General features: G+C 43.0%; 22 protein-coding genes and 1 riboswitch. Of the genes, 12 read left to right on the top strand and 10 right to left on the bottom strand.

The genetic code is table 11. The features are described from left to right. The 3 genes from HC643_RS14130 to HC643_RS14120 all read left to right on the top strand — a co-directional run bounded on the left by HC643_RS14130 (nt 1) and on the right by HC643_RS14120 (nt 2,263). Nucleotides 1–1,635, top strand: a complete 1,635-nt coding sequence (locus HC643_RS14130) for a RecQ family ATP-dependent DNA helicase (RefSeq protein ID WP_072040748.1) — start codon at nt 1–3, stop codon at nt 1,633–1,635. Nucleotides 1,636–1,779: 144 nt separating this feature from the next. Continuing rightward, nucleotides 1,780–2,064, top strand: coding sequence for a hypothetical protein (locus tag HC643_RS14125; protein ID WP_038085293.1), 285 nt, complete (start codon nt 1,780–1,782; stop codon nt 2,062–2,064). After that, the gene (locus HC643_RS14120) at nt 2,018–2,263 is read left to right on the top strand and encodes a hypothetical protein (protein WP_137986285.1); all 246 of its coding nucleotides are present in this window, start codon (nt 2,018–2,020) and stop codon (nt 2,261–2,263) included. Before HC643_RS14125 ends, HC643_RS14120 begins: the two co-directional genes overlap by 47 nt. Here the strand turns inward: HC643_RS14120 and HC643_RS14115 are convergent. Continuing rightward, nucleotides 2,243–4,141 (bottom strand): sensor histidine kinase, encoded by a 1,899-nt coding sequence (locus tag HC643_RS14115; protein ID WP_063779495.1) that lies wholly within the window; start codon nt 4,139–4,141, stop codon nt 2,243–2,245. The genes HC643_RS14120 and HC643_RS14115 overlap by 21 nt on opposite strands. A 367-nt stretch (nt 4,142–4,508) precedes the next feature. Here HC643_RS14115 and pstS point away from each other — a divergent pair, with 367 nt between their 5' ends. Continuing rightward, complete coding sequence (gene pstS / locus HC643_RS14110) at nt 4,509–5,561, top strand: phosphate ABC transporter substrate-binding protein PstS (RefSeq protein WP_038085292.1); 1,053 nt, start codon at nt 4,509–4,511, stop codon at nt 5,559–5,561. 412 nt (nt 5,562–5,973) lie between these two features. Then, the gene (locus HC643_RS14105; RefSeq protein WP_072040747.1) at nt 5,974–6,201 is read left to right on the top strand and encodes a hypothetical protein; all 228 of its coding nucleotides are present in this window, start codon (nt 5,974–5,976) and stop codon (nt 6,199–6,201) included. Nucleotides 6,202–6,470: 269 nt separating this feature from the next. Here the strand turns inward: HC643_RS14105 and HC643_RS14100 are convergent, their stop codons facing one another. Next, on the bottom strand, nt 6,471–7,115 hold the full coding sequence (locus HC643_RS14100; RefSeq protein WP_038085288.1) for a TetR/AcrR family transcriptional regulator: 645 nt from the start codon (nt 7,113–7,115) through the stop codon (nt 6,471–6,473). Between the two features lie 107 nt (nt 7,116–7,222). Between HC643_RS14100 and HC643_RS14095 the strand changes: the two genes are divergently transcribed. The 5 genes from HC643_RS14095 to argJ all read left to right on the top strand — a co-directional run bounded on the left by HC643_RS14095 (nt 7,223) and on the right by argJ (nt 13,686). After that, entirely contained in the window at nt 7,223–8,191 is a 969-nt protein-coding gene (locus tag HC643_RS14095; RefSeq protein ID WP_038085285.1) for a Rieske 2Fe-2S domain-containing protein, read from the top strand. 528 nt (nt 8,192–8,719) lie between these two features. After that, the gene (locus tag HC643_RS14090) at nt 8,720–9,181 is read left to right on the top strand and encodes a DUF4383 domain-containing protein (protein WP_038085283.1); all 462 of its coding nucleotides are present in this window, start codon (nt 8,720–8,722) and stop codon (nt 9,179–9,181) included. 71 nt (nt 9,182–9,252) lie between these two features. Then, on the top strand, nt 9,253–9,753 hold the full coding sequence (locus HC643_RS14085; RefSeq protein WP_038085281.1) for a HugZ family pyridoxamine 5'-phosphate oxidase: 501 nt from the start codon (nt 9,253–9,255) through the stop codon (nt 9,751–9,753). Nucleotides 9,754–9,893: 140 nt separating this feature from the next. After that, on the top strand, nt 9,894–11,369 hold the full coding sequence (gene gatB, locus HC643_RS14080) for an Asp-tRNA(Asn)/Glu-tRNA(Gln) amidotransferase subunit GatB (protein ID WP_038085278.1): 1,476 nt from the start codon (nt 9,894–9,896) through the stop codon (nt 11,367–11,369). A 1,075-nt stretch (nt 11,370–12,444) separates the two neighbouring features. Continuing rightward, nucleotides 12,445–13,686, top strand: coding sequence for a bifunctional ornithine acetyltransferase/N-acetylglutamate synthase (gene argJ, locus HC643_RS14075; RefSeq protein ID WP_038085319.1), 1,242 nt, complete (start codon nt 12,445–12,447; stop codon nt 13,684–13,686). 167 nt (nt 13,687–13,853) lie between these two features. Here the strand turns inward: argJ and HC643_RS14070 are convergent, their stop codons facing one another. From HC643_RS14070 to HC643_RS14060, 3 genes are all read right to left on the bottom strand, one after another. Beyond that, entirely contained in the window at nt 13,854–14,147 is a 294-nt protein-coding gene (locus HC643_RS14070) for a TMEM165/GDT1 family protein (RefSeq protein WP_038085276.1), read from the bottom strand. 219 nt (nt 14,148–14,366) lie between these two features. Then, complete coding sequence (locus HC643_RS14065; RefSeq protein ID WP_038073832.1) at nt 14,367–14,789, bottom strand: TMEM165/GDT1 family protein; 423 nt, start codon at nt 14,787–14,789, stop codon at nt 14,367–14,369. Nucleotides 14,790–15,008: 219 nt separating this feature from the next. Beyond that, the gene (locus HC643_RS14060) at nt 15,009–15,359 is read right to left on the bottom strand and encodes a YkgJ family cysteine cluster protein (RefSeq protein WP_038073830.1); all 351 of its coding nucleotides are present in this window, start codon (nt 15,357–15,359) and stop codon (nt 15,009–15,011) included. A gap of 129 nt (nt 15,360–15,488) precedes the next feature. Between HC643_RS14060 and psb30 the strand changes: the two genes are divergently transcribed. Next, the gene (gene psb30, locus HC643_RS14055) at nt 15,489–15,608 is read left to right on the top strand and encodes a photosystem II reaction center protein Ycf12/Psb30 (protein ID WP_017740085.1); all 120 of its coding nucleotides are present in this window, start codon (nt 15,489–15,491) and stop codon (nt 15,606–15,608) included. A gap of 95 nt (nt 15,609–15,703) precedes the next feature. On the opposite strand, the gene HC643_RS14050 is transcribed toward psb30, so the two are convergent. The 5 genes from HC643_RS14050 to HC643_RS14030 all read right to left on the bottom strand — a co-directional run bounded on the left by HC643_RS14050 (nt 15,704) and on the right by HC643_RS14030 (nt 24,888). Next, nucleotides 15,704–17,842 carry a single-stranded-DNA-specific exonuclease RecJ gene (locus HC643_RS14050; RefSeq protein WP_038073827.1) on the bottom strand — a complete coding sequence of 713 codons (2,139 nt, stop codon included), beginning with the start codon at nt 17,840–17,842 and terminating at the stop codon, nt 15,704–15,706. A 69-nt stretch (nt 17,843–17,911) separates the two neighbouring features. Further along, complete coding sequence (locus tag HC643_RS14045) at nt 17,912–18,337, bottom strand: hypothetical protein (protein WP_038073823.1); 426 nt, start codon at nt 18,335–18,337, stop codon at nt 17,912–17,914. Nucleotides 18,338–18,520: 183 nt separating this feature from the next. Beyond that, nucleotides 18,521–19,030 (bottom strand): GrpB family protein, encoded by a 510-nt coding sequence (locus HC643_RS14040; RefSeq protein WP_050045774.1) that lies wholly within the window; start codon nt 19,028–19,030, stop codon nt 18,521–18,523. Nucleotides 19,031–19,456: 426 nt separating this feature from the next. After that, nucleotides 19,457–22,330, bottom strand: a complete 2,874-nt coding sequence (pgmB, locus tag HC643_RS14035; RefSeq protein ID WP_038073901.1) for a beta-phosphoglucomutase — start codon at nt 22,328–22,330, stop codon at nt 19,457–19,459. A gap of 146 nt (nt 22,331–22,476) precedes the next feature. Beyond that, nucleotides 22,477–24,888, bottom strand: coding sequence for a sucrose synthase (locus tag HC643_RS14030; RefSeq protein ID WP_038073820.1), 2,412 nt, complete (start codon nt 24,886–24,888; stop codon nt 22,477–22,479). Nucleotides 24,889–25,227: 339 nt separating this feature from the next. Continuing rightward, nucleotides 25,228–25,350: riboswitch (cyclic di-AMP (ydaO/yuaA leader) on the top strand. A gap of 140 nt (nt 25,351–25,490) precedes the next feature. Between HC643_RS14030 and HC643_RS14025 the strand changes: the two genes are divergently transcribed. After that, nucleotides 25,491–25,736: a hypothetical protein gene (locus HC643_RS14025; RefSeq protein ID WP_038073818.1), complete on the top strand. Its 246-nt coding sequence runs from the start codon at nt 25,491–25,493 to the stop codon at nt 25,734–25,736.

Below are 25,736 nucleotides of genomic sequence, written 5' to 3'. Positions count from 1 at the left end.
ATGGTTAAGCAAGACTCTAAGTACAAACAAATTCAACAACTCGCACGCCAAAGTTTTGGGTACGAGAGCTTGCGTCCCGGTCAGCAAGAAGTCATAGCAGCTGTTGTAGAAAAACACGATACTTTAGCAGTCATGCCTACTGGTTCCGGTAAATCTGCCATTTACCAAATTGCGGCTTTACTAATTCCCGGTACAACAATAGTCATCTCTCCTTTAATTGCTCTTCAACAGGATCAAACAGAAGCAATCGAAAAACAAAATATAGCCGAAGCAGCTATTGTTAATTCTACTATCAGCGCCTCAGAAAGAGAAGAAGCGTTTGCAGAGTTTGAAGGCAAAAAGCTAGAATTTCTGTTTCTCGCACCAGAGCAATTTAACAATGAAGAGGTACTTGCACGAGTGAGGAAAGCGAAACCCTCCTTATTTGTAGTTGATGAAGCTCATTGTATCAGCGAGTGGGGACATGATTTTCGTCCTGAATACCTACAGTTAGGAGCAGTCATTGAAAGCCTCGATCATCCCACTACACTAGCACTCACCGCCACTGCTTCACCCCTGGTACGAGATGAGATTATTGAAAAACTGGGGATGCGAAAACCCCGTATCTTCGTGCGCGGTTTTAACCGTCCAAATATTTGGCTGGGTGTCCAGACATTCCATGACGCAACCGAAAAACAAAACGCCTTGATTCATCAAGTGAGTATGGCTGAAAAGCCTGGTATAGTTTATACAGCTACTCGCAAGCACAGTGAAGAAATCGCTGAAAAATTGCGTCAAAAAAGAATCCAAGCCGTTCACTATCATGCAGGTATGAAAGCAGCAGAACGAGAGCAAGTGCAAACTGCTTTCATGACAGATGAGGTAGAAGTCATTGTCGCCACCACTGCTTTTGGTATGGGCGTGGATAAACCCAATGTCCGATTTGTCTTCCACTACGATATCAGTGATTCTATTGATTCCTATTACCAAGAAATTGGACGTGCTGGAAGGGACGATCGCCAAGCAAAAGCAATTCTGTTCTACAATCCTGATGACCTTAATATCCGGCGCTTTTTTGCCAGTGGAGGTAAGGTAAACGTTGATGAGGTTTTGCAGATTACAGAAGCAGTGAAAAAAGCTGACAAGCCAGTAGAACCAAAAGATTTACAACAACAAACAGAACTTTCTGCAACTAAAGTCAAAAAAGTTCTCAATTATTTGGAAGAAGCAGAAGCCGTAGAAATCCTGCCTACGGGTGAAGTCACGACAAGCGAGGGAGAAGTTAATGAAGAGCAAGTCGCACAAGCAGCAGTACTGACACAAGAAAAACAGCAAAAATTTTCAAAATCTCGTATAGAAATGATGCGAAATTACGCAGAATTACAAGATTGCCGACGCAGATTTTTGTTAAATTACTTTGGCGAACTACAACAGGAACCTTGCCGATTTTGCGATAATTGTCAAGCTGGGATAGTTGTTGAAGACGATCGGCAAAATCAACCTTTTTCACTTAACAGTATAGTTATCCATACTAACTTTGGTAAAGGACGCGTTATGCGTTATGAAGGCGATAAAATGGTAATTTTGTTCGATAAAGTAGGATATAAAACTTTAGCTGTGGAATTGGTGGAAAAAATGTTGAAGCAGTTAGATTAATTATTCTGGCAAGTCCAGCAAAAGTGCCTGTGTTCTCAGTACCTCTATTCATAAAAATTCATAAAAAATATATATTTTTGTTTTTAAAGTTATAAAGCCCAAGTGACATGGGCATATTAAGAATGCCTATATTGCAAGAAAAAAATGACAGCTACTTTATCTGGTTATCAACTCCAAGAAATTCTTCACTATGGCAGTAAAACCGTTATTTATCGCGGAAGACGGGAAACTGATAACACCTCTGTCATTGTCAAAACTCTCCTTGATGAACATCCTGCTTTGGAAGAAATTGCACGACTGCGCCACGAATATCAAATCATTGAGCCTCTGCAAATTTCCGGGATTGTTAAACCCTACGAGTTAAAGAGTTACCAGAGCTTATATGACAGATGCCTGCTACGCCTATATGCGTTGGGGAGCAACTGCTAAAGTCAAAGATTTAGAATCAAAATACTCGCATTTAATTACGCGATCGCCAAACAAGCAAAACCCAGCAAACTATCACGTAGAACTGACTCAAACTAGTTCTACGACGAGTGGAGGCTCTCATCTTCTTGACTTGATGACGGTGATGAAAGCTTCAAGGATACTCTCAGAAGAAATGGTATTAATCACCAATCGCGGGTGAATCCATTCCTGTCGGCTGCTTTCCTGCTGTAGGTACCTGATTCGCTGACACTGCCTCTAGATTAAAATAAAACGTTGTGCCAACACCCGGTTCAGACTCAGCCCAAATTTGACCTCCGTGACGCTCAACAATTTTTTTACAAATAGCTAAACCAATACCCGTCCCTGTAAATTCCCGTCTGGTATGCAAGCGACGGAAAATCTCAAAAATCCGCTCTAAATATTGCGGTTTAATACCAATGCCATTGTCTCTTACCGAAAACAGCCAATCGTTTTCTTGTTTGACAGCACTAATATGAACTTGGGGTTGTTTCTGACGGCAAAATTTGATAGCGTTACCAATTAGATTCTGAAATAATTGTAACAACTGCGTTTTATCTGCCATAACAGTTGGCAGGGAATCGTAAATTACCATCGCATCCTTTTCTGCAATAGCGACTTGCAAATTCTTCAGTACTTCCTTAAGGACTATATTGCAATCTACAGGCATTAACTCTTGAGTACGAGTCCCCACACGAGAGTAAGCTAGCAAGTCTTGTATCAACTGCTGCATTCGCTTTCCCCCGTCCACAATTTCTACCAGATATTCTTTGGCAGAATCGTCCAAACAGTCTTGATACTCCTGTCTTAACATTTCACTATAACCTGCCACTGCTCGCAGAGGTTCTTGTAAATCGTGAGAAGCAACATAAGCAAACTGTACGAGTTGCTCGTTAGAACTGTGGAGTTCTTCATTAAGTTTTTGCAGTTCCACAGTCCTCTGTTGAACCTTCATTTCCAGTTCTTCATTTGCCTTTTGCAGTTGCTCTTGAGCAAGTTTGCGTTCTGTAATATCTGTATGAACGCCAACCCATTCCACAGTCAACCCTTCAGCATCCAATACAGGAATTCCACGTGCTAAGAAATATCGATAAGTTCCATCTCGAACCTTGACGCGATGTTCAATTTCATAAATAGTGTTGCTTGTGACAGATGTCTTCCATGACTCTGCTGTCTGGCTTCGATCCTCGGGATGTATTGCATCTAACCATCCCCATCCCTGAACCTCTTCGTCTTTTTGCCCAGTCAAATTTGTCCACGATGAAATGTTCTTCACTACCAGTCCTTGAGCATCTGTTGTCCACACAGCTTGGGCTGTTGCTAAGACTAGCGATCTATATCGTCTTTCACTCTGTTCTAAAACATTTGCTAGTTGTGCCTTAGTCGCTTGCTGTTCTAAATACAAAGCTTCTTGTGATAAAGCTTTGTTAAGTTGAATTTGCTTGTGTAGCAGCCAGTACACAATGATTAAAATCAGAAAACTCAGAGTGTAACCGACGCTTCCCAAGATAAAAACTTGATTTACACTAGAATTGCTGACTATTAAGCGCTGTTTCAATAAACGTTTTTCTTCAGCTTCCAGTTCTTGGCGAATCGCCAAAATTTTGGCTCGGATTGCTCGGTCTTCATTTGTAATGGCAATTTGAGAGGCAATATCTGAACTATTTTTTTGGTACAAGTTGATGGAGCGATCGAGGGATGCAAATCTTTTGGCTATCAGAGGTTGTAACTTATTAAGTCGGTTTTGTTGAGTTACGTTATCTTTAGTTAATTTTTGTAAATCTTTAAGTGTTCGCTCAATTTTCGGCTTATTTTCCACATAAGTTTCTAAATAAAGTGAATTTCCAGTAATGATGTAACCTCTTCGTCCGCTTTCTGCATTAATTAAGCTATCATCTACCTCATCAATAATTGCTAAAACTTGATAAGTATGAATGAGCCATTGCTTATCTTGTTGCAACTGTTGAAACTTCTTGTAAGAAGGTAGACCAACACTACAAAGTATCAGTAGTGCTACGCTAAAACCACCTAAGACAATTTTTTCTGAGAGCTTTTTCATTAGGACTTGCAAGAAAGCACTTAATTCACAAAGTTAAAGACAATTAACCGGTCATCACTCATCAGCCGCCGATCGCCGATCGTCAGTAATCTGTTAAAAACTTGGAATTGCTTCCCAGGGAACATTGGCTCTAGCTTAACTGCTACTTTGTCTTATAGCAACCCAATAATAAGCAGCTAATACAGGGTTAGCAGCAAACGGAAGAGGTTGTTACTTGGTACTGTTAATCATCTTTTATTCAGAATACTCAGACTCCTCCATCCAGAACAACTTCCCTTATCTCAATCTAATTTCCTCAATAGAGGGACTATTATCAATAAGCAGTGAATTATGCAGTAATAACGACACATTGGCACTTAAGATTGCTATGTCTACTCAACGTCAATCACTCAGACAGTCCTGTCTTCTCTCCTTAATTGCAGTCTCCTTCAGTCTTGCTTCCTGTACTAGCAATAGTAAAAACAGTACCAATGTGTTCCTAACGGGTGCGGGTGCAACCTTTCCCGCGCCTTTGTACCAGGGTTGGTTTGCCATGTACAACCAGCAACACCCCAATGTGAAAATCAACTATCAATCCAACGGGAGTGGTACTGGAATCTCACAATTCATCCAAGGAACTGTAGACTTTGCAGCCAGTGATGTAGCCATTACTGAAGAACAAGCCGCTAAAGTTAAACGGGGTGCGATCGCTCTACCCATGACTGCGGGTGCTATAGTTATAGCTTACAACTTACCTAAAGTCGCAACAAGTCTAAAACTACCACGTGCAGTTTACACAGATATCTTTTTAGGGAAAATCAAAACTTGGAATGACCCTAGAATTGCTAAAGCTAATCCGGAAGTTCAGCTACCCGATTTACCAATATTAGTCGTACATCGCTCTGATGGTAGCGGAACTACAAGTGTGTTTACACAACATCTAAACGCTATCAGCCAGGAATGGAAAAACAAAGTAGGGGCTGGTAAAGCCATAGCTTGGCCAATTGGTATTGGTGCTAAAGGTAATGAAGGTGTCACTGCTCACATCCAACAGTTTGCAGGAACAATTGGGTATGTCGAATATTCCTATGCCGTGCAAAATAATTTATCTATGGCTGCTTTAGAAAATAAAGCAGGTCGTTATATCATGCCAACCATAGACTCAGCTGCTAAAACTTTAGAAAAAATAGAATTACCCTCTCAGAATTTAATTGCTTTCATCACCGATCCCGCAGACCCTCAGTCTTATCCAATTGTGACTTACACCTGGCTTCTCAGTTATCAAAAATATCAAGATCCTCGAAAAGCTCAAGTCATAAAGAATTTCGTGGACTGGGCGTTAACTAAAGGTCAGAAATATAGTATCGAACTGGGATACATTCCTCTACCCAAAGAAGTAGTCACTAAAGTGAAATCTGCCTCAGAGAAGATTTCTGAATAAACTCAAAGCTGTATTCTTTATTTCTTGAACGCAGAGTATTGCTTATCAACTCTTAACTGACACAGAGAGTTACAGCAGACCTCACCCCAAACCCTCTCCTACAAGGATAGGCGCTTCAAACCTGAATTATAAAGTGGCTTCTCCCTCTTCTTTTAAAAAAGAGAGGGAGAGAATTTGATGTCTGTCGAATTCACATTAATAAAGTTTGAGAAAAGTAAAAATAGGTAAAAACTCATATTTTTCCCTTGATCCCATACAGTTTTTCCTCAATGTTAGCATTTCCTCACAAGTTCCTCACATTTGCAATTTATGTTTAGAACTTGAATAGTTGGTTCGCCATCTTTTACAGATGTGCTAATAAGCAATTCAAAATTGAAAACAAAAACCTTTAACATTAGAACCTTAATAAACTATGAACTACTGTCCCTGCTGTTCTCACCAACTTTTACGGCATATTCGCAATCATGAAATTTACTGGTTTTGCCGTAGTTGTTGGCAAGAGATGCCTGTGGTGAGCGGTCACAAATGCATCTTAACCTGTGAAGCCTCTGAGGCTGCTGCTGTTAGGACATTACCCGTAAGAAGGGAAACTAAGCAAGGGGCAAGAGCTAACAAGCAACGAACTATGGTTTTCTCCTGACTGATATTTTCAAGATAGCGATCGGCCTCTGTTTAACAGAGTACAGCCGAAGCGCACACAATAGCGGCAAAAACAGGAATCAACATAATTCTTTTCTTATGCCCTATGCTTTATTTTCAACGTATTAAGTAAAATTGCTCATACTTATGAAGGAGCGGTTATTGCTTGAGTAAAAATCAACCATTGGATCGCTCCACAAACAATACAGTTTTCCAATTGTTCCTTGCAGAACCCTCGAATGAAGTCGGGGGTTTTTTTTAGGCATTTTGTTACGGTATTTTCTTCACCCCAGCTAAAACCAGTTCGATCGCTGCTTCGGTATGCTTTTCTACCATCTCCGGGCTGAGGCGATCGACTTCTGGTGTCAGATGCTTCCAATTTTCATGAGCTATGAAATAGAAAATACAAATCGAAATGATGTGAAGCCCGGTTAGCTCGGGGTCTAATTCCCGAAAACTTCCATCTCTCATACCTCTGTCTAAAACTTGGAATAGATAAGAATGAACTTCAGCCATATTCTGTTGACTGAGTTTAATATATTCTCCACGGTTTTGACTGGCTTCCTGAAACCACAGCATTTGCCGATGGGGATGCTTTGCTTCATAAGCGATCGCAACTCTTATCATTTTTCCCAAGGCTTCTGTTGGTGAAAGTTCATCTAGATTCAGTAAAGCAAATTCTGTTGCCAGTTCAGCCGCAGGGCGCTGTAACACTGCTTTATACAAACCTTCTTTACTCTCAAAATAGTAGTGAATCATAGCATTAGTCACACCCGCAGCCTTAGCAATTGCACTTAAACGCGCTCCATACAACCCATGCCTTGCAAATTCCAGTTCCGCAGCATCAAGAATTTGCTGTTGAGTCACTTCTGCATCCCGCACGGGGCGATTCTTTATTTTTCGCAACTGAACCATGACTGCTCACACTCGGTTTCCTTTCACCATCATAAATTTCTCCTTGACGGTCTTCACTCTCTCCTAATAAACTAACTAAAAAATTAGTTAATAATGTAATAAATTGTATGAAAATACTACAAGGAGCACCGTGGCTATTGGGACATCGCTCTATGCTGGCTCCAAATAAGCCAGTGAAAGTTTCGCTTTACGGTAATGACTACGTTCTTTGGCAAGACAGTACCAAAAAAATTAACTGCTTGCCAAATACCTGTCCCCATATGGGTGCAATGCTCTCAGAAGGTTGGTGTGTGGTGAAACCAGATGGTAGCAGTACAGTCGCTTGCCCATTTCATGCCCTAGAATTTGATAGTACTGGTTGCACGGTGTTACCCGGTTCCAACAAGCCCACCAAATCTTTAATAAAACCATTAGAGTTGATTGTTCAGGGCGATCTTATTTGGTCATACGGTGGATATGAGCCAAAAATTCCCATCCCCACAATTATGAGTGAAATTGCAGCAGAGTATGAATTTATCGGTTTGACAGGCGATCGCAGTATCAAAACCGATTTTCTCACTCTGTTGTTAAATATGCACGATTACAATCACCAAAATGGCACCCATCGCCAGTTATTTGAAATTGAAGAAGTTCAACTCAAACAGTTTATCGATAACGGATTTCACTCCCATGCTTATATTTCCCAACCAAGAACCAAACCCAAACTCCAGGACATTTTGAAAAACCCAGCCCTTGTATTACTGCCAAAAGTCCTTGAGGCTCATTTAGAAAACTACTTTCCATGCTTGGGAATCATGCACGGTGAGAGTTCGCTCTTCAGCCTTAAAGAATGTCATTTTTACATTCCAGAATCGGAAAACCGTTCCCGTGTGGGCGTTTTGATGTTCATGAAAGCACACTCTCCCCTAGCCCATCTGCTCAAAAGAAATCTCCTGCGGCTAATTGATATTGTAATCGAGCAAGACGCTGATATTTTGGGCAAACTCTATACCAACACGGTACAGCATATCAAACTCAACAACGAAGTTGGTATGGATTGGGTGCGAAGGAATTTTGAAAATTTTCCCATACAGTGACAGGCAATCGAATTCACACTTTAGGTAGTAGAGTTCTCTCTTGGGTTAGAAATAAATTAAAAGATAGAGAAACTATTGGTTAACTATTAGCTCTAAATTGCATATTGAGAAAAGAAGTATTTCTTTTGTTCTAATTGCAACTGTTTTAATGAGAGGATGTTTGTTAAGTCTACCGTTGTATCAAGACCCCTAACGAGGCTACTTGAAAAAGGGAGGAAATACTCTCAAACTACCCCTTTTTAAGAAGAGTCACTGGCTCAAGTGCGGTTTTCCGGGCGCGTAGTACGTGATGTGAATTTAGGGGTAGCTAAACTTTTGGATACTAAGAGCGATCGCTTTCAAAACATCCTCTCAGACATCTTCAAACAACAATGTAAAAACACATTGTTCGCCGCACTTCTACAAGAAGTGTAAATGATGCATGCTTAATGTCAGGAGATGTTTTTTGTCACACGCAGAGTGAGTTAATACTAAGCCCGAGCCATCCCTCTAGTTTCCTAAAATCTAAATAAACATGGAGTTATTTTTATGGGAGCACGCTACTTTGCCCTCATTTCCGGCATAGTGTATGTATTGCTTGGTCTGTTTGGCTTTATACCAGGTATGGTTGCAACACCCGGTACTGGTGGTCCTGAAGTTGTCATTAAGACTGGATATGGTTATTTACTCGAATTATTTGCTATCAATGTTATTCATAACATTGTGCATATAGCCGTTGGTGTTTGGGGACTCGTTTCCTATCGCCGCTATACTCAATCGCGGAGTTATGCACGCGGGTTAGCAGTTTTTTATGGAGTGCTGGCTATCATGGGATTACTACCAGTTCTCAATACGGTCTTTGGCATAATTCCGGTATTTGGTCATAACGTTTGGCTTCATGCGGTCACAGCATTAATCGCTGCTTACTTTGGATTCAAAACACCTAATGCGGTAACACTCAGAGAACAAGAACGCTCTATGGCAAGCGGGCGATCGCGTCACCGCTTTTAATTAGATAACAGTATGCTAGAGAAACCTCCAACCTGGCATACTGTTAAGCGAAACTTCCTCACTCATTGTTCATGCCACAATTTGAAACTGCCCTTGCTGCATACCAAGGCTTCGCTGAGGAATTTCTCAGTGTTGCGATCGCTACTGTCAGTGCAGATGGTACACCCAATGCCAGCTACACTCCCTTTGTCTTCGATGAAAACAAGAACATTTATATATATGTTAGCGGTCTTGCTACCCACACTCAAAATCTACACGCAGTACCCAAAGCGAGCGTCTTATTTATAGAAGATGAGTCAAAAACCAAACAAATTTTTGCCCGTCGCCGTCTTATCTTTGACTGTACGGTAACCCTAATAGAACGGGATACCGATTTTTGGCAGCAAATCGTGGGTAGCTTTGAAACACGTTTTGGCGACATAATTCAAATGTTGCGCGAGTTACCAGATTTTCGGATCTTCAAGCTGACACCAAACACGGGACGCTTTGTGATAGGTTTTGGTGCTGCTTATGAAGTAGACCCAAATGGCTTTGGCACCTTAAAACAGATTACCGCCGAAAACAGCAAATAAGGGCATCGGGCATTGAGGGCTGGAAATTGGAGATAAGTTACGAGCATTTCTCACTAGTTGCCTTTGTCCCCCTTATGCCCCCTGCCTTCCGCTAGAATACCTTTAAAGATTGATTAAAGAAAACAACAATTCGCAATTTTATGATTTCTTCTGCTCCAGTCAAAACTGAGTACGAGGCAATAATTGGTCTGGAAACCCATTGTCAGCTCAGCACCGAAACCAAAATTTTCTCCACGAGTTCGACAGCCTTTGGTGGTGACCCCAATACCAACATAGACCCGGTTTGCATGGGTTTGCCCGGAGTTTTGCCAGTTCTTAATGAAAAGGTACTAGAATATGCTGTCAAAGCTGGTTTAGCGCTAAATTGCCAAATTGCCAAATATAGTAAGTTCGATCGCAAACAGTATTTTTATCCCGATCTCCCTAAAAATTACCAAATTTCCCAGTATGACCTGCCCATAGCCGAACACGGCTGGTTGGAAATTGAACTTGTTGATAAAGATGGCAATCCCACCCGCAAGCGAATTGGTATTACCCGCTTGCACATGGAAGAAGATGCAGGGAAATTAGTCCACGCAGGAAGCGATCGCCTTTCAGGTTCGGCTTATTCTTTAGTAGATTACAATCGTGCAGGTGTACCATTAGTAGAGATTGTTTCCGAACCAGATTTGCGTTCCGGACAAGAAGCCGCTGAATATGCCCAAGAGTTGCGCCGAATTTTACGATATCTTGGTGTCAGCGATGGAAACATGCAAGAAGGTTCTTTACGCTGCGATGTCAATATCTCCGTGCGTCCCGTTGGACAAAAAGAATTTGGCACAAAGGTAGAAATTAAAAACATGAACTCCTTTAACGCCATACAACGGGCGATCGAGTATGAAATTGAACGGCAAATCGCCGCAGTAGAAGCAGGAGAGCGTATTATTCAAGAAACACGCTTGTGGGAAGAAGGTAGCCAACGCACAATTAGTATGCGAGTTAAGGAAGGTTCTAGCGATTATCGCTACTTCCCCGAACCCGATTTAGCTCCCATTGAAGTTTCCCCAGAGCAATTAGAGACCTGGCGCAGCCTACTCCCCGAACTACCAGCACAAAAGCGTCATCGTTATGAAAGCGAACTAGGGCTTTCTGCTTACGATACACGAGTGCTAACAGAAGAACGTGCGGTCTCTGAATTTTTTGAAGCTACCATCGGCGCAGGCGCAAGTGCCAAGCAAGCCGCTAACTGGATTACTCAAGATATCGCCGCCTATCTCAACAAAAACAAACTTAGCATTACTGAAATTGCGCTGACACCTGCAAATCTTGCTGATGTCATCACTCGTATTGAAACAGGCAAAATCAGCAATGCTATAGCAAAAGAGAACTTACCAGAGTTGCTCAACGGTCGTTCTCCTGACGACTTGTTCAAAGGAAAAGAACTGATTAGCGATCCTAATGTACTGGAAGCCATTATTGATGAAGTCATGGCTGCCAATCCTAAAGAGTTGGAGAAATATCGTAAAGGTAACACTAATCTGAAAGGTTTCTTTGTCGGACAAGTTCTGAAAAAGACTAACAAACTTGCAGAACCCAAACTGACTAACGAATTGGTTGAGAAGAAGTTGAATGGTTAGCGATCGGTCGTGCAGGCGAACGTCTTAACCGCATTTTCTTTAAACACAAAAGGGTAGTCCCAACTTTCATAGTATCTTCATAAAAAGACACATGAGGGGTCTTACCCCTCAGTGCAAAAATGATATACTGTGATAAGTAGATGCACCCTGATGATCTGGAGAGCTACCCAAGTGGCTCTCTTTTTCCTATAACTAAACCAATTGTTACTGGTAATTTATTTTCTAGCAAGAGGATATTAGGGATTGGGGCATAACTTTTGTTTATCACACTTTGCAATTCTCTTAAGAAAAAATTTATTGAAATCTGAATAGGGGGTCTTGCCCCTCACCACAAAAATGGTATACTGTGATAAGTAGATGCACCCTGATGATCTGGAGAGCTGCCCAAGTGGCTCTCTTTTTTTTTGCCTATTTAACCCAATATTTCTTTAGATTTTTTTTATATTTAAATTGAATGGGGGGTCTTGCCCCTCACCACAAAAATGATATACTGTGATAAGTAGATGCACCCTGATGATCTGGAGAGCTGCCCAAGTGGCTCTCTTTTTTTTTGGCAATTTTTTTCGAGCTTTGATAACAGTGACTGATAACCGAGCATGGGAAAGCATGACCCGCTAATATTGAACGGCGGATAGTGCTTGCCCTACTTATGTTTTTTCTATCGAGCGATATATGAGAATGTTTAATAAAAAAATTTAAATGAGGGGTGTGACCATTCATCCCCAATGTGCTATAAAATGGTAAACAGATGCACCCTGATGATCTGGAGAGCTACCCAAGTGGCTCTCTTTTTTTTTGCCGATTTTTCCGCTCTAAGTCAGTCAGCAAAAAAACACGAGTCTATTAAGCTGTTGGGCTTTTAATTTGCGCTGTGTAACGGGCGTCCTCGTCGGTTACCCAAAATTGGGTAATTTATTTCTTGGGAATACCTTAACAAAATGTAAAATTTTGAGAACCCCGTTCGTAGTGACGCGATCGCTAACCTTAGGCTGTCCGAATAGACTATGCATCGCAACTGCAAACCAACTGATATAATCGCCAATCGAGCGAATATATAGTCATGGGGGAAAAGGAAATGGCAGATTGGCAGGAAATTAGTGGCGGTATCACTGCACCTAGGGGATATCAAGCAGCGGGAATTACAGCAGGTTTGAAGCCATCAGGTTTACCAGATTTAGCTTTGATAGTTTCAGAAGTAGAAGCGATCGCCGCAGGTGTATTTACGACGAGTCAGGTAAAAGCTGCTTGTGTAGATTATTGTCGCCAGCAGTTGCAAGCCAAGCACAGTGCTCGTGCTATCCTCTGTAATGCCGGACAAGCAAACGCTGCAACAGGGAGCCACGGCTGGTTTGATGCTCTAGAATCTGCAATGGCGCTAGCACAAGCACTCAATATTCCCTCCGACTCAGTACTTTTAGCTTCTACTGGAGTCATTGGCAAACGGATTCCCATGGACACTTTGAAAGCTGGAATTCCCAAACTTGTTGCAGCCCTTTCCGCTACAGGTTCAGATGCTGCTGCAGGTGCAATTATCACCACAGATTTGGTGCCAAAATCTATAGCACTGGAGACAACAATTGGCGATCGCTCAGTCCGAATAGGCGGTATTGCCAAAGGTTCTGGCATGATTCATCCTAACATGGCAACCATGCTAGCCTTTGTCACTTGCGATGCGGCAGTGTCTCCCGTTTTATGGCAGCAAATGTTAAGCCGTGCTGCAGAAAAAAGCTTTAATTCCATCACTGTTGATGGAGACACCAGCACCAACGACAGCTTAATTGCTCTTGCAAACGGTCAATCTCGGACTCCAGCGATTACTGAAATGGGTACAGAAGCAGAAAAATTAGAAGCAATGCTCACGGCGGTATGCCAGCATTTAGCCAAAGCCATAGCCCGTGACGGAGAAGGCGCAACTTGCCTTGTGGAAGTACAAGTTACGGGAGCGCATGACGAATATAGCGCCCGACAAGTCGCCAAAACCATTGCTGGTTCATCGCTTGTCAAGTCTGCTATTTTTGGACGCGATCCCAACTGGGGACGTATCGCCGCCGCAGCTGGACGTGCTGGAGTTCCTTTTGAGCAAGAAAACCTCAAGATTAGATTGGGAGATTTCGTACTGCTAGACAACGGTCAACCACAAAATTTCGATCGCGCTGCTGCAAGCGAGTATATGAAAAAAGCCGCATCGGGTGCTTATTTAAAAGAGGACACAGTCCTAATCTCAGTCAGTGTTGGCAATGGTAGCGGTGTTGGTACTGCTTGGGGTTGCGATCTCAGTTACGACTACGTAAAAATTAACGCCGAGTATACAACTTAAGATGCAATTCGTTCACCAGCCCTACCTAAATTAATATTATGGGTAGGGACTGCGCTCAACATTTTTGTTCAAGAGTCAGTTTTTTGCTAACTCCAGTCATGGAAATTGCCTCACGAAAGCGTCAATGCAGTGTTAAACATGGAAGTCAGAAACCAGATTCCATGAGATTAATGTAGCGATTCTTCCTCACTATTATTAAAAAACAACAAGCGAATAGCAAGTATAGCAAAACCTACAGCCGCGATCGCTTTCAACAACCGTGTCGGTAAAAACTCTGCCACCGCTCCGCCAGCCAATGCACCTAAAAAGGAAGTCAACAGCAATGCGCCAGCCGTCCCAAAAAATACCGCACGAGGAGATTGACCCCTTCCTGAAAGTGCAATAGCTGCTAGCTGACTTTTATCACCCAGTTCTGACAGAAATACTGTTACAAAACTCAATCCCAAAAGATGCCAATCCATGTTTCTCCTTAGTTAGTTATTAGTTGTTACCAGCCATTAGCCATCAGCCCTTCGGGTATCTCCTTACGGAGACGCTAAGCGCAAAGCGCACGCTCCGCGAACGCGAACGCCAGTCCCCTACGGCGGGAAACCCGCCTGCTTTCTCTGGTCTCACCATTAGCAATTAGCAATTAGCAATTAGCAATTAGCCATTAGCCATTAGCCATTAGCAATTAGCCATTAGCCCATCAACAAATCCCAAAACAGCATGATGGAAATGAACAACAGCATAATTCCAGATGCTTTTTCTACAGTTTTAGGAGACAACCGGCTAGCCATCCAACTTCCCAAAAGAACCCCCAGTAAGCTAGTCATAACAAGCGCACTTGCAGATCCCAAGAAAACCACCCATGGAGATTGTGATTCAGCGCTCATTAATAAGGTTGATAATTGTGTCTTATCTCCTATTTCCGCCAGGAATATGGTGACAAACGTTGTTGTAAAGGTAACCATTACCTTCTGAGACTTTGGCGATTCTTCAACAACTAAAGATGATTCTACTAGGGCAGTCGCTGAATTATAATCGTTATCTTGTTGAGTGTCTAGCTGGCTTTCAAGTTCAGACGCAGGAGAAAGATTTGGGGGTGCGGAGTCAAGTTTCACGGGTAGTCTTTGTGTAACTAATTGGTTTTCATATTTTTCTCATTTTCTCAATCTTTTTAACAAATTGCAACCTCTTACTGAAAAAGGGTACAGAGCAAAAGAAAAATACTTGTAAGAATTCTCACAGATCGTGCTGTGGAAGTCCTGGATTGAGACCCCTAAGACCATTGCACCAAATGATTGGTACAAACTGTACGCGTGCTTATTTTGCCAGTTTTCTCACAACCCGACAGATCGATCAAAACGCAACAGTTCGAGACTGCGATCGCCATAAACTCCCTCTATTTGCTGGTGACAGCAGTCTATGGCGAAATCGTTTAATTCTTCTGGTTCTATACCATACATATCCTGAAACACTTCTGTTTCCACCCGACAGAAGCGCGGGCGATTTGGGTAAATCGTGCATTCCCGATTTTCCTTGTCGTAATTCACACACCACCCGTCTTCACCTACCATACTCAGGTAAAGTTCTAATTCCTCAGGTGATAAATACTCATGTAAGTCCGGACGCTCTGCTGGGTCGAGATGACAGCACGCTCCACATTGCTTCACACATTGCCAAGTAGCCACTGTTAAAACCTTTATTTTTTATTTCTTATACTTTTGTTAAGTTACTTAAAGTCTGTCGCCAAATGCCAGATATGATTATTGACAAGTATTACACACATCTTGAATCTCGTAAGTCCATTGGGAGGGAAAATGGAAGCCTTAGCTAATATTAACTGGGAAGTGATTTTCCAGCTGACATCTGTTGCACTGATTATGTTAGCCGGTCCTGCGGTAATTTTTGTTCTAGCATTTCGCAACGGTAACCTCTAAAAAGTCATTAAGGTATGAAGTATAAAGTATGAAGCGTGCAGTAACTTTCATCAAGAAATTGAGAAAGCTTAATTCACGAACTGGTTTTTCATGCTTTATGCTTCATCCTTTTTTCGATTTTGGGCTGATAGTGCTTGAAAAGCAGCCTGGATAAGACGATTGTATTGAGGCTGAGAAACATCAACTTCTCTAGCCTCTTGACGACTTGTTCCCAGTAAGCCAATGGATTTTCCCAACGGAACAGCTAAGATGACCTTCTCAGGGTACATAATTCTTAATTCAGGCAAAGCAGCATTTTCATAAATACCGCAGTCATAGTAACGCTCGTCGTACTCAAAAGAAGTTTTTGCTGGAGTCGTTTGAGTCACTGGATAATGGTTTTGACTGGGGAGCCTTACACCGAGTAGTTCTAACTCAATATTGATCTGACCGTTAAACTCATTTTCGCGAAGTTTATAAGCAATATCGACTTGTGAAGGTAGGGGAAAATAGTCGCGCCATCGCCAAGCGATCGCTTTAATTCTATAGGTACGCTCGTTAACGGTTTGGCTCACTGTTAATTTAACGTGACTTTTACCAACAATTTCCTGCTCGATAACGCGGACATTAGGTGTCCAAAGTATGGGATCTGGGTTGTCAATACCGCAGGGTTCCAAAACATTCATCTGTTGGTAGAAATGGCGATCGATCCGATCCAGATGAACTTGAGTATCAATTCTAACTAAAGGTTTGAGGTGCTGTTGTTCGAGACACTGATTGGCAAACTTGCTGAGACGCGATCGCAAAGCAACTAGATTTTCCGACACCAGAGAAAAACCTCCAGCCGCCTTATGTCCGCCAAATTTACCGAGCAAATCACGACAAGAATCTAATGCTTCAAACACGTGAAACTCAGGAATTCCCCGCGCCGAACCGCGAATGTGTTCTTCCCCTTCATAAGTACCAATAAAGACTGGAGCACCATAGCGTTCTACCAAGCGGGAAGCAACAATACCAATCACTCCATGATGCCACTCTGGTTGTACAATAACTAACACGCGATCTTCTGAAACAGAGGCAAGGTATTCTGCTTCTACAATTGCGATCGCCTCTTTTTCTATTTGCTCGCACATTTCCTGACGGCGGCGATTGATGTCCTCGCATTGCATTGCTCTTTCCAACGCTATTCCCATATCATCGGTTGTTAGCAATTCAATCACGATTTCGGGATCGGCTAGACGACCAATAGCATTAATTCGCGGTCCGAGACGAAAACCAATATCCTCAGGCTTCAGGGATTTTGGATTTTGGATTTTGGATTTTGGATAAAGATTTGGAGAGGGAGTAGAAAGTTCTCCCTTGTCTGGCTTGTCCCCGTTCCCCAGTCCCCTCACTTGCACTCCCGACATCTGAATGAGCGCTTGTACTCCAACAAGTTTGGATTTGGGTAACTGCTGCAAACCATTTTTCACCCAATGACGGTTCACACCTGTCAAAGGTGCTAAATCTGCAATGGTTCCCAGTGTAAACAGTTCCAGAAGTGGATCGAGTATGCTGCTTTGCGCTTTTCCCAATTGATGTGCCAGGGAAACCGCTAAAATATAGGCAACTCCAACCCCAGCGACACCTCGGTAAGGTGAGGATTCATCTATAAGTTTGGGATTGAGGATCGCATGAGCTGGTGGTAATTGCTGGGGAATATCGTGATGGTCGGTGACTATAACTTTTAAACCCAGTTCTCTGGCTCTAGCAATTGGTTCAAATGCTGAAATCCCATTATCTACAGTCAAAACCAAACTTACGCCTTCGCTATGAAATTCTTCAATAATGCGTTTGTTGATGCCATATCCCTCATGCATCCGACTGGGAATGGCATAATTCACGCGAGCACCCAACCATCGCAGACTGCGTAAAAGTAATGCAGTGCTTGTCATCCCATCAGCATCATAATCCCCGCAAATTGCAATCTTTTCTTGAGAAATAATAGCTTCTTGCAATAACTCCAAAGATACAGCCAAATCCGGAAAGTCATCTAAGGGTGAAGGGAGAGCCAAGTACTCCAGATTTAAAAAAGCTTGTGCTTGTTCCGGTGTTTCAATTCCTCGATTTATAAGAAGTTGGTTAATAAGAGGAGGTAAATTTGTAATTGCTGCAAGCTGTTGTGCTAAGTCATTTTTTTGAGGGTAAATTTGCCATCGCTGTGATGGGAGTTTTTGCCCGAGACGAGAAAATTGAGGAGTAGATCGATCTAGCACAATAAAAATTATGAATTATGAATGATAAATTATAAATTAATTCATAATTCATCATTCATAATTCATAATTTAAAAAATATTAACGCGTCCATCATCACGAATATATACCGAGCGATCGCCGGGAGATTGCCAACTAGGACGAAGTTCAACTCGCAGTGTCGCAAAATTTGGTTTGGAGACAATGGCTTTCAACGGTCGCCCGGTGTCATCCCAAAATACAACAGATATATTGGGTTCCGTACCGTCCCCCTGCTCTATGCGTATTTGCTGTCCCGAACGTAGGGGTATTTGACCGAGACCGTAGGGCTTCTCTACTTTCAGAATTCTTGGTGTAGCATTGATTACTTCCACTCGCACGTGCTGACCGGGTGTAAATTCAATTGGACTTCGACCGCAGTTGGAGGCGCAAGTTCCAGCAAGCGTAACCGTATTGTGATGTGTTCCTCCCAAGAAAAGAGCTATTCCTAATAAACTTACAGATAGAAACTTAGACATAGAATTAGATGGATGCAGCTTGGTAAAATTATGTAGGTTTTGATACCTAAGACTAGCATCACAATCTGTATTTTGAGTAGTGCCTGTATGACACTTTTGTTACTGAAAAAGGGTAGGAGGGCGGGAAGTTTGAGGCTGTTGTTCTCATTTTCTTTTTCACCTCTCACGAGTCGTTAGAACCCGTTAGACAAAGGTGCTTTTTTGTTCTGCGTAATCAATACCGTCGAGCACTTTCCCACCCAGAATTCGACGTTTCTCAGCTTCGTACTCGCGTTGAAGCGACGGGTTTGCTCGGAGGCGATCGCGAAACCACAGCAGATCTGCGACCTCGGGCGAACTAGCTGCTACAACATGGGCATGCACCGGATAGCGGACTTCACCGACGACAACACTACCGACGCGCATCGGGCGGTCTTCTGGAAAGGGATCTCGCGACTGCTGTCTTTGAAAGCCAAGGTCGCTCAGTACAAGCTTCGCAGCCTCGAGCAACCCATCTGGGTAAATGACCAGTAAGTCAATATAACCTTTACCTGCACATCCAGGAACAGAGGAACTCCCAATGTGCTCGACCCGAAGGCGGCTGTCTCGCGACGTCGTTGCATCAATTAGGCGTTGAGCGATCGCCGCCGCTTTCGGATCGTAGTCTCGGAATGCAGGAAACTGCTCCTTATATTCTTGGATCTCAATTTCCATCAGCTTTTTGCCTGTTAGCGGTTAATGTTGCAAGAAAATATCGTGATATTAGGTGCGAGGCGGAGCCTCGCTGGCTGTATTCCCAGGCGGAGCCACCGGAACGAGTTGATGCTAATGGGAGCGAGTTGATACTAATGGGAACGAGTTGATACTGAGGTTCTACAGCCCTCACAATGAGCGTGGCAGACTACTAGTAGTTCACCACATAAGTTTTAATGGGTAAAACGATGTTCAAGCTCATCCTCTTTTTCTCTTCCTCTGCGCCCTCTGCGCCTCTGCGGTTTTTCAATCAACCCTCAAATTCAATGTGGTGAACCACTAGTACAGCGCGGCAGAAATCACCATACCATTAGTATTGAGACAAAAGCCCAAATCATAAGTGTTTGAGCCTTCTGCCCTCTGCCTTCTTACTTCTGCCTTAACGTACTAGTCAACAGCACTCAACTTATCTCGCAGTTCCGACCAGCGCACACCTGCTAAACTTGGCAAAACAACATGAGCTTCACCAACCCGTTCCGCAGGACCGAGCCCTACTGCTAACATCCCGGCTGCAAGTGCAGCTTCAATTCCTGCTGCTGCATCTTCTACAACCACACATTGTTGTGGTTCTAAACCTAACTCACCGGCTGCAAACAAAAACAGATCGGGTGCTGGTTTGGGTTGTTTGACGCTGTAACCATCAGCGATGACATCAATGCGATCGCTAATTCCCAATTTCTCAATGACTGTCTGAGCATTTTTACTAGCCGAGCCAAGGGCTATTTTAATACCAGCAGATCTTAATTCATCTAACAAAGCCACTGCTCCAGGCAACAAATCTGCTTTTGTCATATTGTGGATTAAATCCACATAGTAGCGATTCTTGCGATCCATCATTTCCTCAAGTTGCGCTTCAGAGTACTGTCGCCTGTTCGCAATAATCTTTAACAGCGAATCCCGACGAGAGACACCCCGCAGTTCTTCATTTGCTTCTCGATTGAAGGGTAAACCTTCTTCATCTGCTAGCTTTTGCCAACCTAAATAATGGTATTCCGCCGTATCTGTCAAAACACCATCCAAATCAAAGATGAATCCTCGAATATCGCGCATAATGTCTTTTTCATCCGAACGTAAGTCGAACTCGTGCCATTTGCCATGCCACATCAATTTAAATTTTAGACGTTTCCAACCGTAGGGCAGGTGTGGTGTTGATGTTGGTGCATCTCCTGCTAATTGCACGCCACCAAAACCCAAAATCACTGCTTGCCAAACTCCACCAGCACTTGCACCGTGGATTCCTTCATGGGCGTTACCTCGGACATCTTCTATATCCACTAACGCCGCTTGCATAAAGCGTTCGTAAGCTTCTTTTTTGTTGCCTATATCTGAGGCTAAAATGGCGTGAATAGCTGGTCCCAAGGATGAACCGTAAGTAATGTCAGTACGGGGTGCGTAGTAATCCCAGTTCTTTTGTAATATCTCTGGAGTGTAGGGAAATTCTTGTGACTGGCGCATTAAGTACAGAAGCATCAACACGTCTGGCTGCTTGAGAACCTGACGCTTGTTCGCACCTTCAATGGTTAAAATACTTTGCATTGATTTGGTACGCGGTTCGTAATCAGCCAAGTTAATATCTTCTAACTTAAAGAATCCTTCGTACTGCTCGATTAAGTTGGTTGATGGGTCGTAAGGAATCCATATATTGGTGATAATATCGCGCCAACGGGAAAACCGTCCGGCTGTCAGTTGCAGTCTTTGGGTAAGTTCGTTTGCTTGCTCTGGATAAGTGTTACGCAACCACTCATGTATAAAAAGTGCTTTTTCTAAGTGCCACTGCACCATCCGGTTTGTAAAAGCGTTGTTGTCTGAGTGTTCGTGATACTCATCCGCTCCAATCACTTCCCGAATTTCATACCGTTCGTACTTGGTGTTATATTCTACCCGACTGCCCCAAAAGACCGCCGTATCTAAAATAATTTCAGCGCCACAGTCCCGCATCCATTCGTGGTCGTTTGTGGCTTGCCAGTAATACCATACGGCATAAACAACATCGGCACTGATATGGATTTCGCGATCGCGACACCAAATCCTGATATCTTCACCGTAAAAATCATTAGGAGGTAACCAACGAGGTGTCACTTCATCACCCGTATCAGCGCTTTCCCAGGAATACATTGCCCCTTTGTACCCGTAGTGAAGCGCCTTGCGTCGTGCGCCATTTAAGGTGTGGTAACGATAGGATAGCAAATTCCGAGCCAGTGCGGGCTGAGTGTATATGAAAAAGGGAAGAATAAAAATTTCTGTATCCCAAAAGACATGACCCCGATAGCCAAAACCCGAAAGAGTTTTGGCAGCTATACTGACCTTATCATCGTGCTGTGCGGCACAAATCAGTAATTGGAAGAGATTGTAACGAACAGCCAATTGAGCTTTGGTATCACCTTCTATAACAATGTCACTTTTCTCCCAAGCTTCTTGCCATGATTGTTCGTGAGCATTTAACAGTTCTAAATAGGCAGGTAACTGAGCCAGTTTATCGCAAGCTGATTCTAAGGGTTTTTCTACATCCCGAGATGTAAAAAGCGTGACGAATTTATCCACAGTCACAGTTGTACCCACCCCAGCTTGGAATGTGGTGGTAAAAGTGGGATAACCGGGTGGATTGCTCACTTGCACCGGAGCATCCGTTCCCGATACTGTAATGCTAGATGCGACCCCGAGTTCTATACCAGTCGTGCGAGTGCGGAGTTGCAGCCAAGATCCTTTATCGGTTTTTCCTTGATCTAGTAATTCCCAGTGATTGAAACCCTGGTTTTCAGGATAACCATTGATACTTGTTTGAACTTCAACAACACCTTCAAAATCTACAGGCGTTACCTGACATCGCAAGACCAGCACGTGTTCGTCAGCCAGACTGGCAAAACGCTCAAAATAAAGGTCTACTGTTTTCCCTCTCGGACTTCGCCACCTTACCTTGCGACTGAGAACACCGCGACGAAGATCGAGCTGTCGTTCGTAGCTTAAAATTTCACCTTTTTCCAAACGGAAGCGATCGCCATCAACAATTACAATTAAAGGTGTCCAATCGGGACAGTTTGCCAGTTCGGTATAAACGATAGGAACGTTATCGAAAACCCCGTGAATAAAAGTCGCTGGCTGAGAGTGAGTACAACCTTCTTCAAAAGTTCCCCGCGTTCCCAAATAACCGTTACCAATTGTAAAAACGGTTTCTCTATGCTGAACTTTACTGAGATTAAACTGGTTTTCGACTAGTATCCAGTCTTTATAAATAAATTGCTGAGAATAATTTTGTGTATCCATCGGCATTATATTTCCTATCTATTGCTTAGTGGTTAGTTGCGAGTTATTAGTTGCTAGGGGTTAGGGGACAAGTTACTGGTACTTCTCCCTCATCCCCCTCATCCCCCTTATCTCCCTTATCCCCCTTATCTCCTGATCCCCAATCCCTACCGATGCATGTGCTGCTCTAAAATCTTTTCGGCTCTGGGTTTAAAGAGTAAATGGAATAGGGTTTCGAGATAGCGTCCCCTGGCTTCGCTATTTTCACGATTGACAAAGTTCCAAAAACTGTAGAGTTTAGCAAGCAGTAATAACTGCTTGGTGTGTAATTCCCAGTTGTATTTATTACGGATACGCTGGATAACCCATTCTGATATTTTATACCAGTAGTCTGGGTGGAGATCGCATTGGTTAATAAAGTTAGATATTATCTTGGCTGTTCCCTCTAAATCTGTGGGATTGACATGAAACTCATTTTCACCATCTTCAATAATTTCTAAAGAACCACCAAATTGTGTTGCAAAAATGGGTAAACCACAACTCATCGCTTCAAGAATAATTCTCCCAAAAGCTTCAAACCGGGCAAAATGAACGCAAAGACCTCCACAATCGGCAATAAAGCGGTAAGCTTCGCCAATTTCCATCAGGGGAATGTGCATGCCTATCCAACGAATGCGTCCGTGGAGATTGTATTCATTAATAATGTTATGAAGCCGTTCGATCTCTCCTGCTTCGTCTGAGTTTGTTGCTTGCTCTGAATGCAATTTGTCAGAAAGGATAATTAAATTACAATGTTCTTGTAAATCTCGACTTCGACCAAAACATTCTGCCAATCCTGTTAAGTTATCTATAGGAGTGACACTACCAACAGCAAAAATGGGTCTCTTGCTGGCGTTTTCTAAATGTCCCAAAATTTGCGAGTCCTCACGGGTAAAGAGAAGGTCTTTGACTCGTGTTTGAAGATTGGGATCGCGGTTTTCTTTTTGATTGTAAGGGAAGAAAATATGTTCGTTGACCCCAGGTGGTACTGTGTTGAACTTGGAACTGAACAGGTCGATTCCTTCAACCACATGATACAGCTGCGGCATCGTAAAGTGTTTGTATGACTCATACTGACCCAATGTATCGGGTGTTCCTACAATCTCTTGGTAGGTCGATGTCACAATAAAGTCTGCTGCATTCATCCCAATTAAATCGGCAGTATATTGGGCTGAAAAATGGTATTTATCTTCTAAGTCTTGCCAATACAAATTGCTAAATAGGTGTTTGGGCTTTTCTAGAGAGTGAGCGATGTGACAGTGAGTGACTTTTAAACGACGCGCTAGAAGAAAAGCAACTAAATTACCATCGCTGTAGTTACCAATAATCAGATCTGGTTTAGCACGAAATTGTGCTAGCAACTCTCTTTCTGCGTCTAAGGCAAATGTTTCAAGGTAGGGCCAAATCTCAAATTTAGAAATCCAGTTTTGCGTAATACTGGGATTAGAGTCTACAAAGGGAACGCGTAAAATCCACGCATTTTCTGCACCTTGAACTTTTTCCAAACGCAAATTACATTGGGTTCCTTCACAATTGGGAATGAGGCGGGTCAGTATGGTCACTTGGGGTTGAATACCAAGAACTTCCAGCCCAGCTAGTTGAATTTCTTCGCGCAGTTTATTTTCCAAACTGCGGGCTTGTTCGAGAACGTAGATGACTTGACCTGCTGTTTCGGGTCTTCCCATCACTCCTTCCTGTCCAACCCAACCATGTACGGAAACAAGCACGACACGGAAAACGGAGGGAACGCGGGAAACAAAGGCTTCTAAAATGGCAGGTTCAGCAGTGTCAATCAGCCTGTTAAGGAGTGCTAGGGTCTCCAGTACGCGAGAAGCTGTGTTCCCCCAACCGGGTTCAAAGCCCAAGTCTTGCAATTCATAGCGGAATTTTTCGTAGGGTTCGTTCGGGTGACGATCGCCCAACAAACTAATAGCGTGTCTGACTTGTTGGGCGAGCTGAGTTCCTGAGAGAATGCGACCGTTAATGAGTAAGGGAATACCATCATACTGGCGTCGTCGCAGAACATCGTAGAGGACTTCCAACCAATACTCGGGATCTGTCAGCACTTGAGAACACAAGTACCGATTGAGAAATCCCAGCCCTTGACCGATATTTCTGGGATCGTCAATTTTGGGAGAGCCATGATGAAAAGGACGGAAGTCTATTTCTAAGATTTGAGGCTGGTAGCGCTCGACACGGCGATCGCGTACATCCAGCAGTGCTTGCGGTGTCATTTGCTCAAAGCTTGTGAGATTCGCCCCCAATCGCCAAGCTTCTTGAACACCTATCCGAGGTCGTAGAAGGAACCAAGCACTTTCCTCCTCTAGGATGATTTCATGAGTGTAGTGAATGAGTTTGCCTAAAGAAGAAGAGTGAAAAAAATATGCTGGCTTTTGCAGGCGATCGCAATAGTCTGCAAAAGCTTGCAAAATTTCGTTTCTCAGGAAGTACTTCTTCCCAGAAGCACTTAGATCGTAGACCAACTGACGCAGAGCCGTTTTCTCATCACTGTTGATAACAGTTTGAACTAGTTCGTGCATAGCCAACTCCTGACCGTTAGATAGACCGCAACCTCATTTTTCTCCCTGACTGAAATAACGATTTGCCTTGTTGTGACGCTTTTATAGAGGTTCACCCCCTACGTTAGCGCATATCTTGCTTTGGGATCAGCTTCATTGGTAAGGATAAAGGTGAAAAGATAAAGTCTGAAGAAAGAAGGATGAAGTATAAAATTTTTATGATTTATACTTGTATTCCCTACCCTTTCGTAAAGATTGCGTTGAGAAGATAAAATACAGATTGACTGCTTTGGCATTTCAGTATTATTTTATGTATTGACTGGGAAAAGTCGCCTAATTCAATCCAGTTCTGCGGTTGAAGAATCTCAAGGACTGAATTAGAAGCGGAGGAACCAACTTATTGGGGGCGAATCTTTAGATAAAGAAAGGCACCTTCCAGCCTTAGCCCGTCAGCTAACTCCGTAGGCATTGGAAGGAGTATCAATGGTAGAGGCTTGTATCAAGCCGTATCCTTAGATCCTCCTGTTGACAAGCGAGACAGCACATCTTAAAAAACCCTGCATAGCTAGCCGCGAGCTGCGTTTGTGGCTCGGTCAGTCTAGTTCCAAATTAAGGAGGATAAAATGCCTATCCAAAATCGCACATTCTTTAGCGAACACGTTACCTTTTTACCAGAAAACCAATTTAAGGAAATTGGTGAGTGTGCTGGCAAAAAACTTCTACTCATTGGTAGAACGAAAGGTTACGGCGAACCCATTGTGGCTACGAGTCAGACAGAAGAGCCAAGCCAAGAGGATTTATACGCCTATGACCTTTACGAGCTGCTAAAGTTGAGCAACGAGCCAGTTACAATCGTAGAAGAAATATAA

Origin of the sequence: Tolypothrix bouteillei VB521301 (genome assembly GCF_000760695.4) — a bacterium.
GTDB lineage: Bacteria > Cyanobacteriota > Cyanobacteriia > Cyanobacteriales > Nostocaceae > Scytonema > Scytonema bouteillei_A.
The sequence above is the reverse complement of the archived record's forward strand: the minus strand, read 5'-3'. Positions and strand labels throughout refer to the sequence as shown.

What these genes read in the sequence shown, in the direction of transcription:
- HC643_RS14045 (WP_038073823.1), bottom strand. Translation starts at nt 18,337, where the DNA reads ATGTCTAAGTTTCTATCTGTAAGTTTATTAGGAATAGCTCTTTTCTTG.
- argJ (WP_038085319.1), top strand. Translation starts at nt 12,445, where the DNA reads ATGGCAGATTGGCAGGAAATTAGTGGCGGTATCACTGCACCTAGGGGA.
- psb30 (WP_017740085.1), top strand. Translation starts at nt 15,489, where the DNA reads ATGGAAGCCTTAGCTAATATTAACTGGGAAGTGATTTTCCAGCTGACA.
- HC643_RS14040 (WP_050045774.1), bottom strand. Translation starts at nt 19,030, where the DNA reads ATGGAAATTGAGATCCAAGAATATAAGGAGCAGTTTCCTGCATTCCGA.
- HC643_RS14120 (WP_137986285.1), top strand. Translation starts at nt 2,018, where the DNA reads ATGACAGATGCCTGCTACGCCTATATGCGTTGGGGAGCAACTGCTAAA.
- HC643_RS14125 (WP_038085293.1), top strand. Translation starts at nt 1,780, where the DNA reads ATGACAGCTACTTTATCTGGTTATCAACTCCAAGAAATTCTTCACTAT.
- HC643_RS14090 (WP_038085283.1), top strand. Translation starts at nt 8,720, where the DNA reads ATGGGAGCACGCTACTTTGCCCTCATTTCCGGCATAGTGTATGTATTG.
- pstS (WP_038085292.1), top strand. Translation starts at nt 4,509, where the DNA reads ATGTCTACTCAACGTCAATCACTCAGACAGTCCTGTCTTCTCTCCTTA.
- HC643_RS14025 (WP_038073818.1), top strand. Translation starts at nt 25,491, where the DNA reads ATGCCTATCCAAAATCGCACATTCTTTAGCGAACACGTTACCTTTTTA.
- HC643_RS14100 (WP_038085288.1), bottom strand. Translation starts at nt 7,115, where the DNA reads ATGGTTCAGTTGCGAAAAATAAAGAATCGCCCCGTGCGGGATGCAGAA.
- HC643_RS14105 (WP_072040747.1), top strand. Translation starts at nt 5,974, where the DNA reads ATGAACTACTGTCCCTGCTGTTCTCACCAACTTTTACGGCATATTCGC.
- HC643_RS14030 (WP_038073820.1), bottom strand. Translation starts at nt 24,888, where the DNA reads ATGCACGAACTAGTTCAAACTGTTATCAACAGTGATGAGAAAACGGCT.
- gatB (WP_038085278.1), top strand. Translation starts at nt 9,894, where the DNA reads ATGATTTCTTCTGCTCCAGTCAAAACTGAGTACGAGGCAATAATTGGT.
- HC643_RS14115 (WP_063779495.1), bottom strand. Translation starts at nt 4,141, where the DNA reads ATGAAAAAGCTCTCAGAAAAAATTGTCTTAGGTGGTTTTAGCGTAGCA.
- HC643_RS14085 (WP_038085281.1), top strand. Translation starts at nt 9,253, where the DNA reads ATGCCACAATTTGAAACTGCCCTTGCTGCATACCAAGGCTTCGCTGAG.
- HC643_RS14070 (WP_038085276.1), bottom strand. Translation starts at nt 14,147, where the DNA reads ATGGATTGGCATCTTTTGGGATTGAGTTTTGTAACAGTATTTCTGTCA.
- HC643_RS14130 (WP_072040748.1), top strand. Translation starts at nt 1, where the DNA reads ATGGTTAAGCAAGACTCTAAGTACAAACAAATTCAACAACTCGCACGC.
- pgmB (WP_038073901.1), bottom strand. Translation starts at nt 22,330, where the DNA reads ATGGATACACAAAATTATTCTCAGCAATTTATTTATAAAGACTGGATA.
- HC643_RS14095 (WP_038085285.1), top strand. Translation starts at nt 7,223, where the DNA reads ATGAAAATACTACAAGGAGCACCGTGGCTATTGGGACATCGCTCTATG.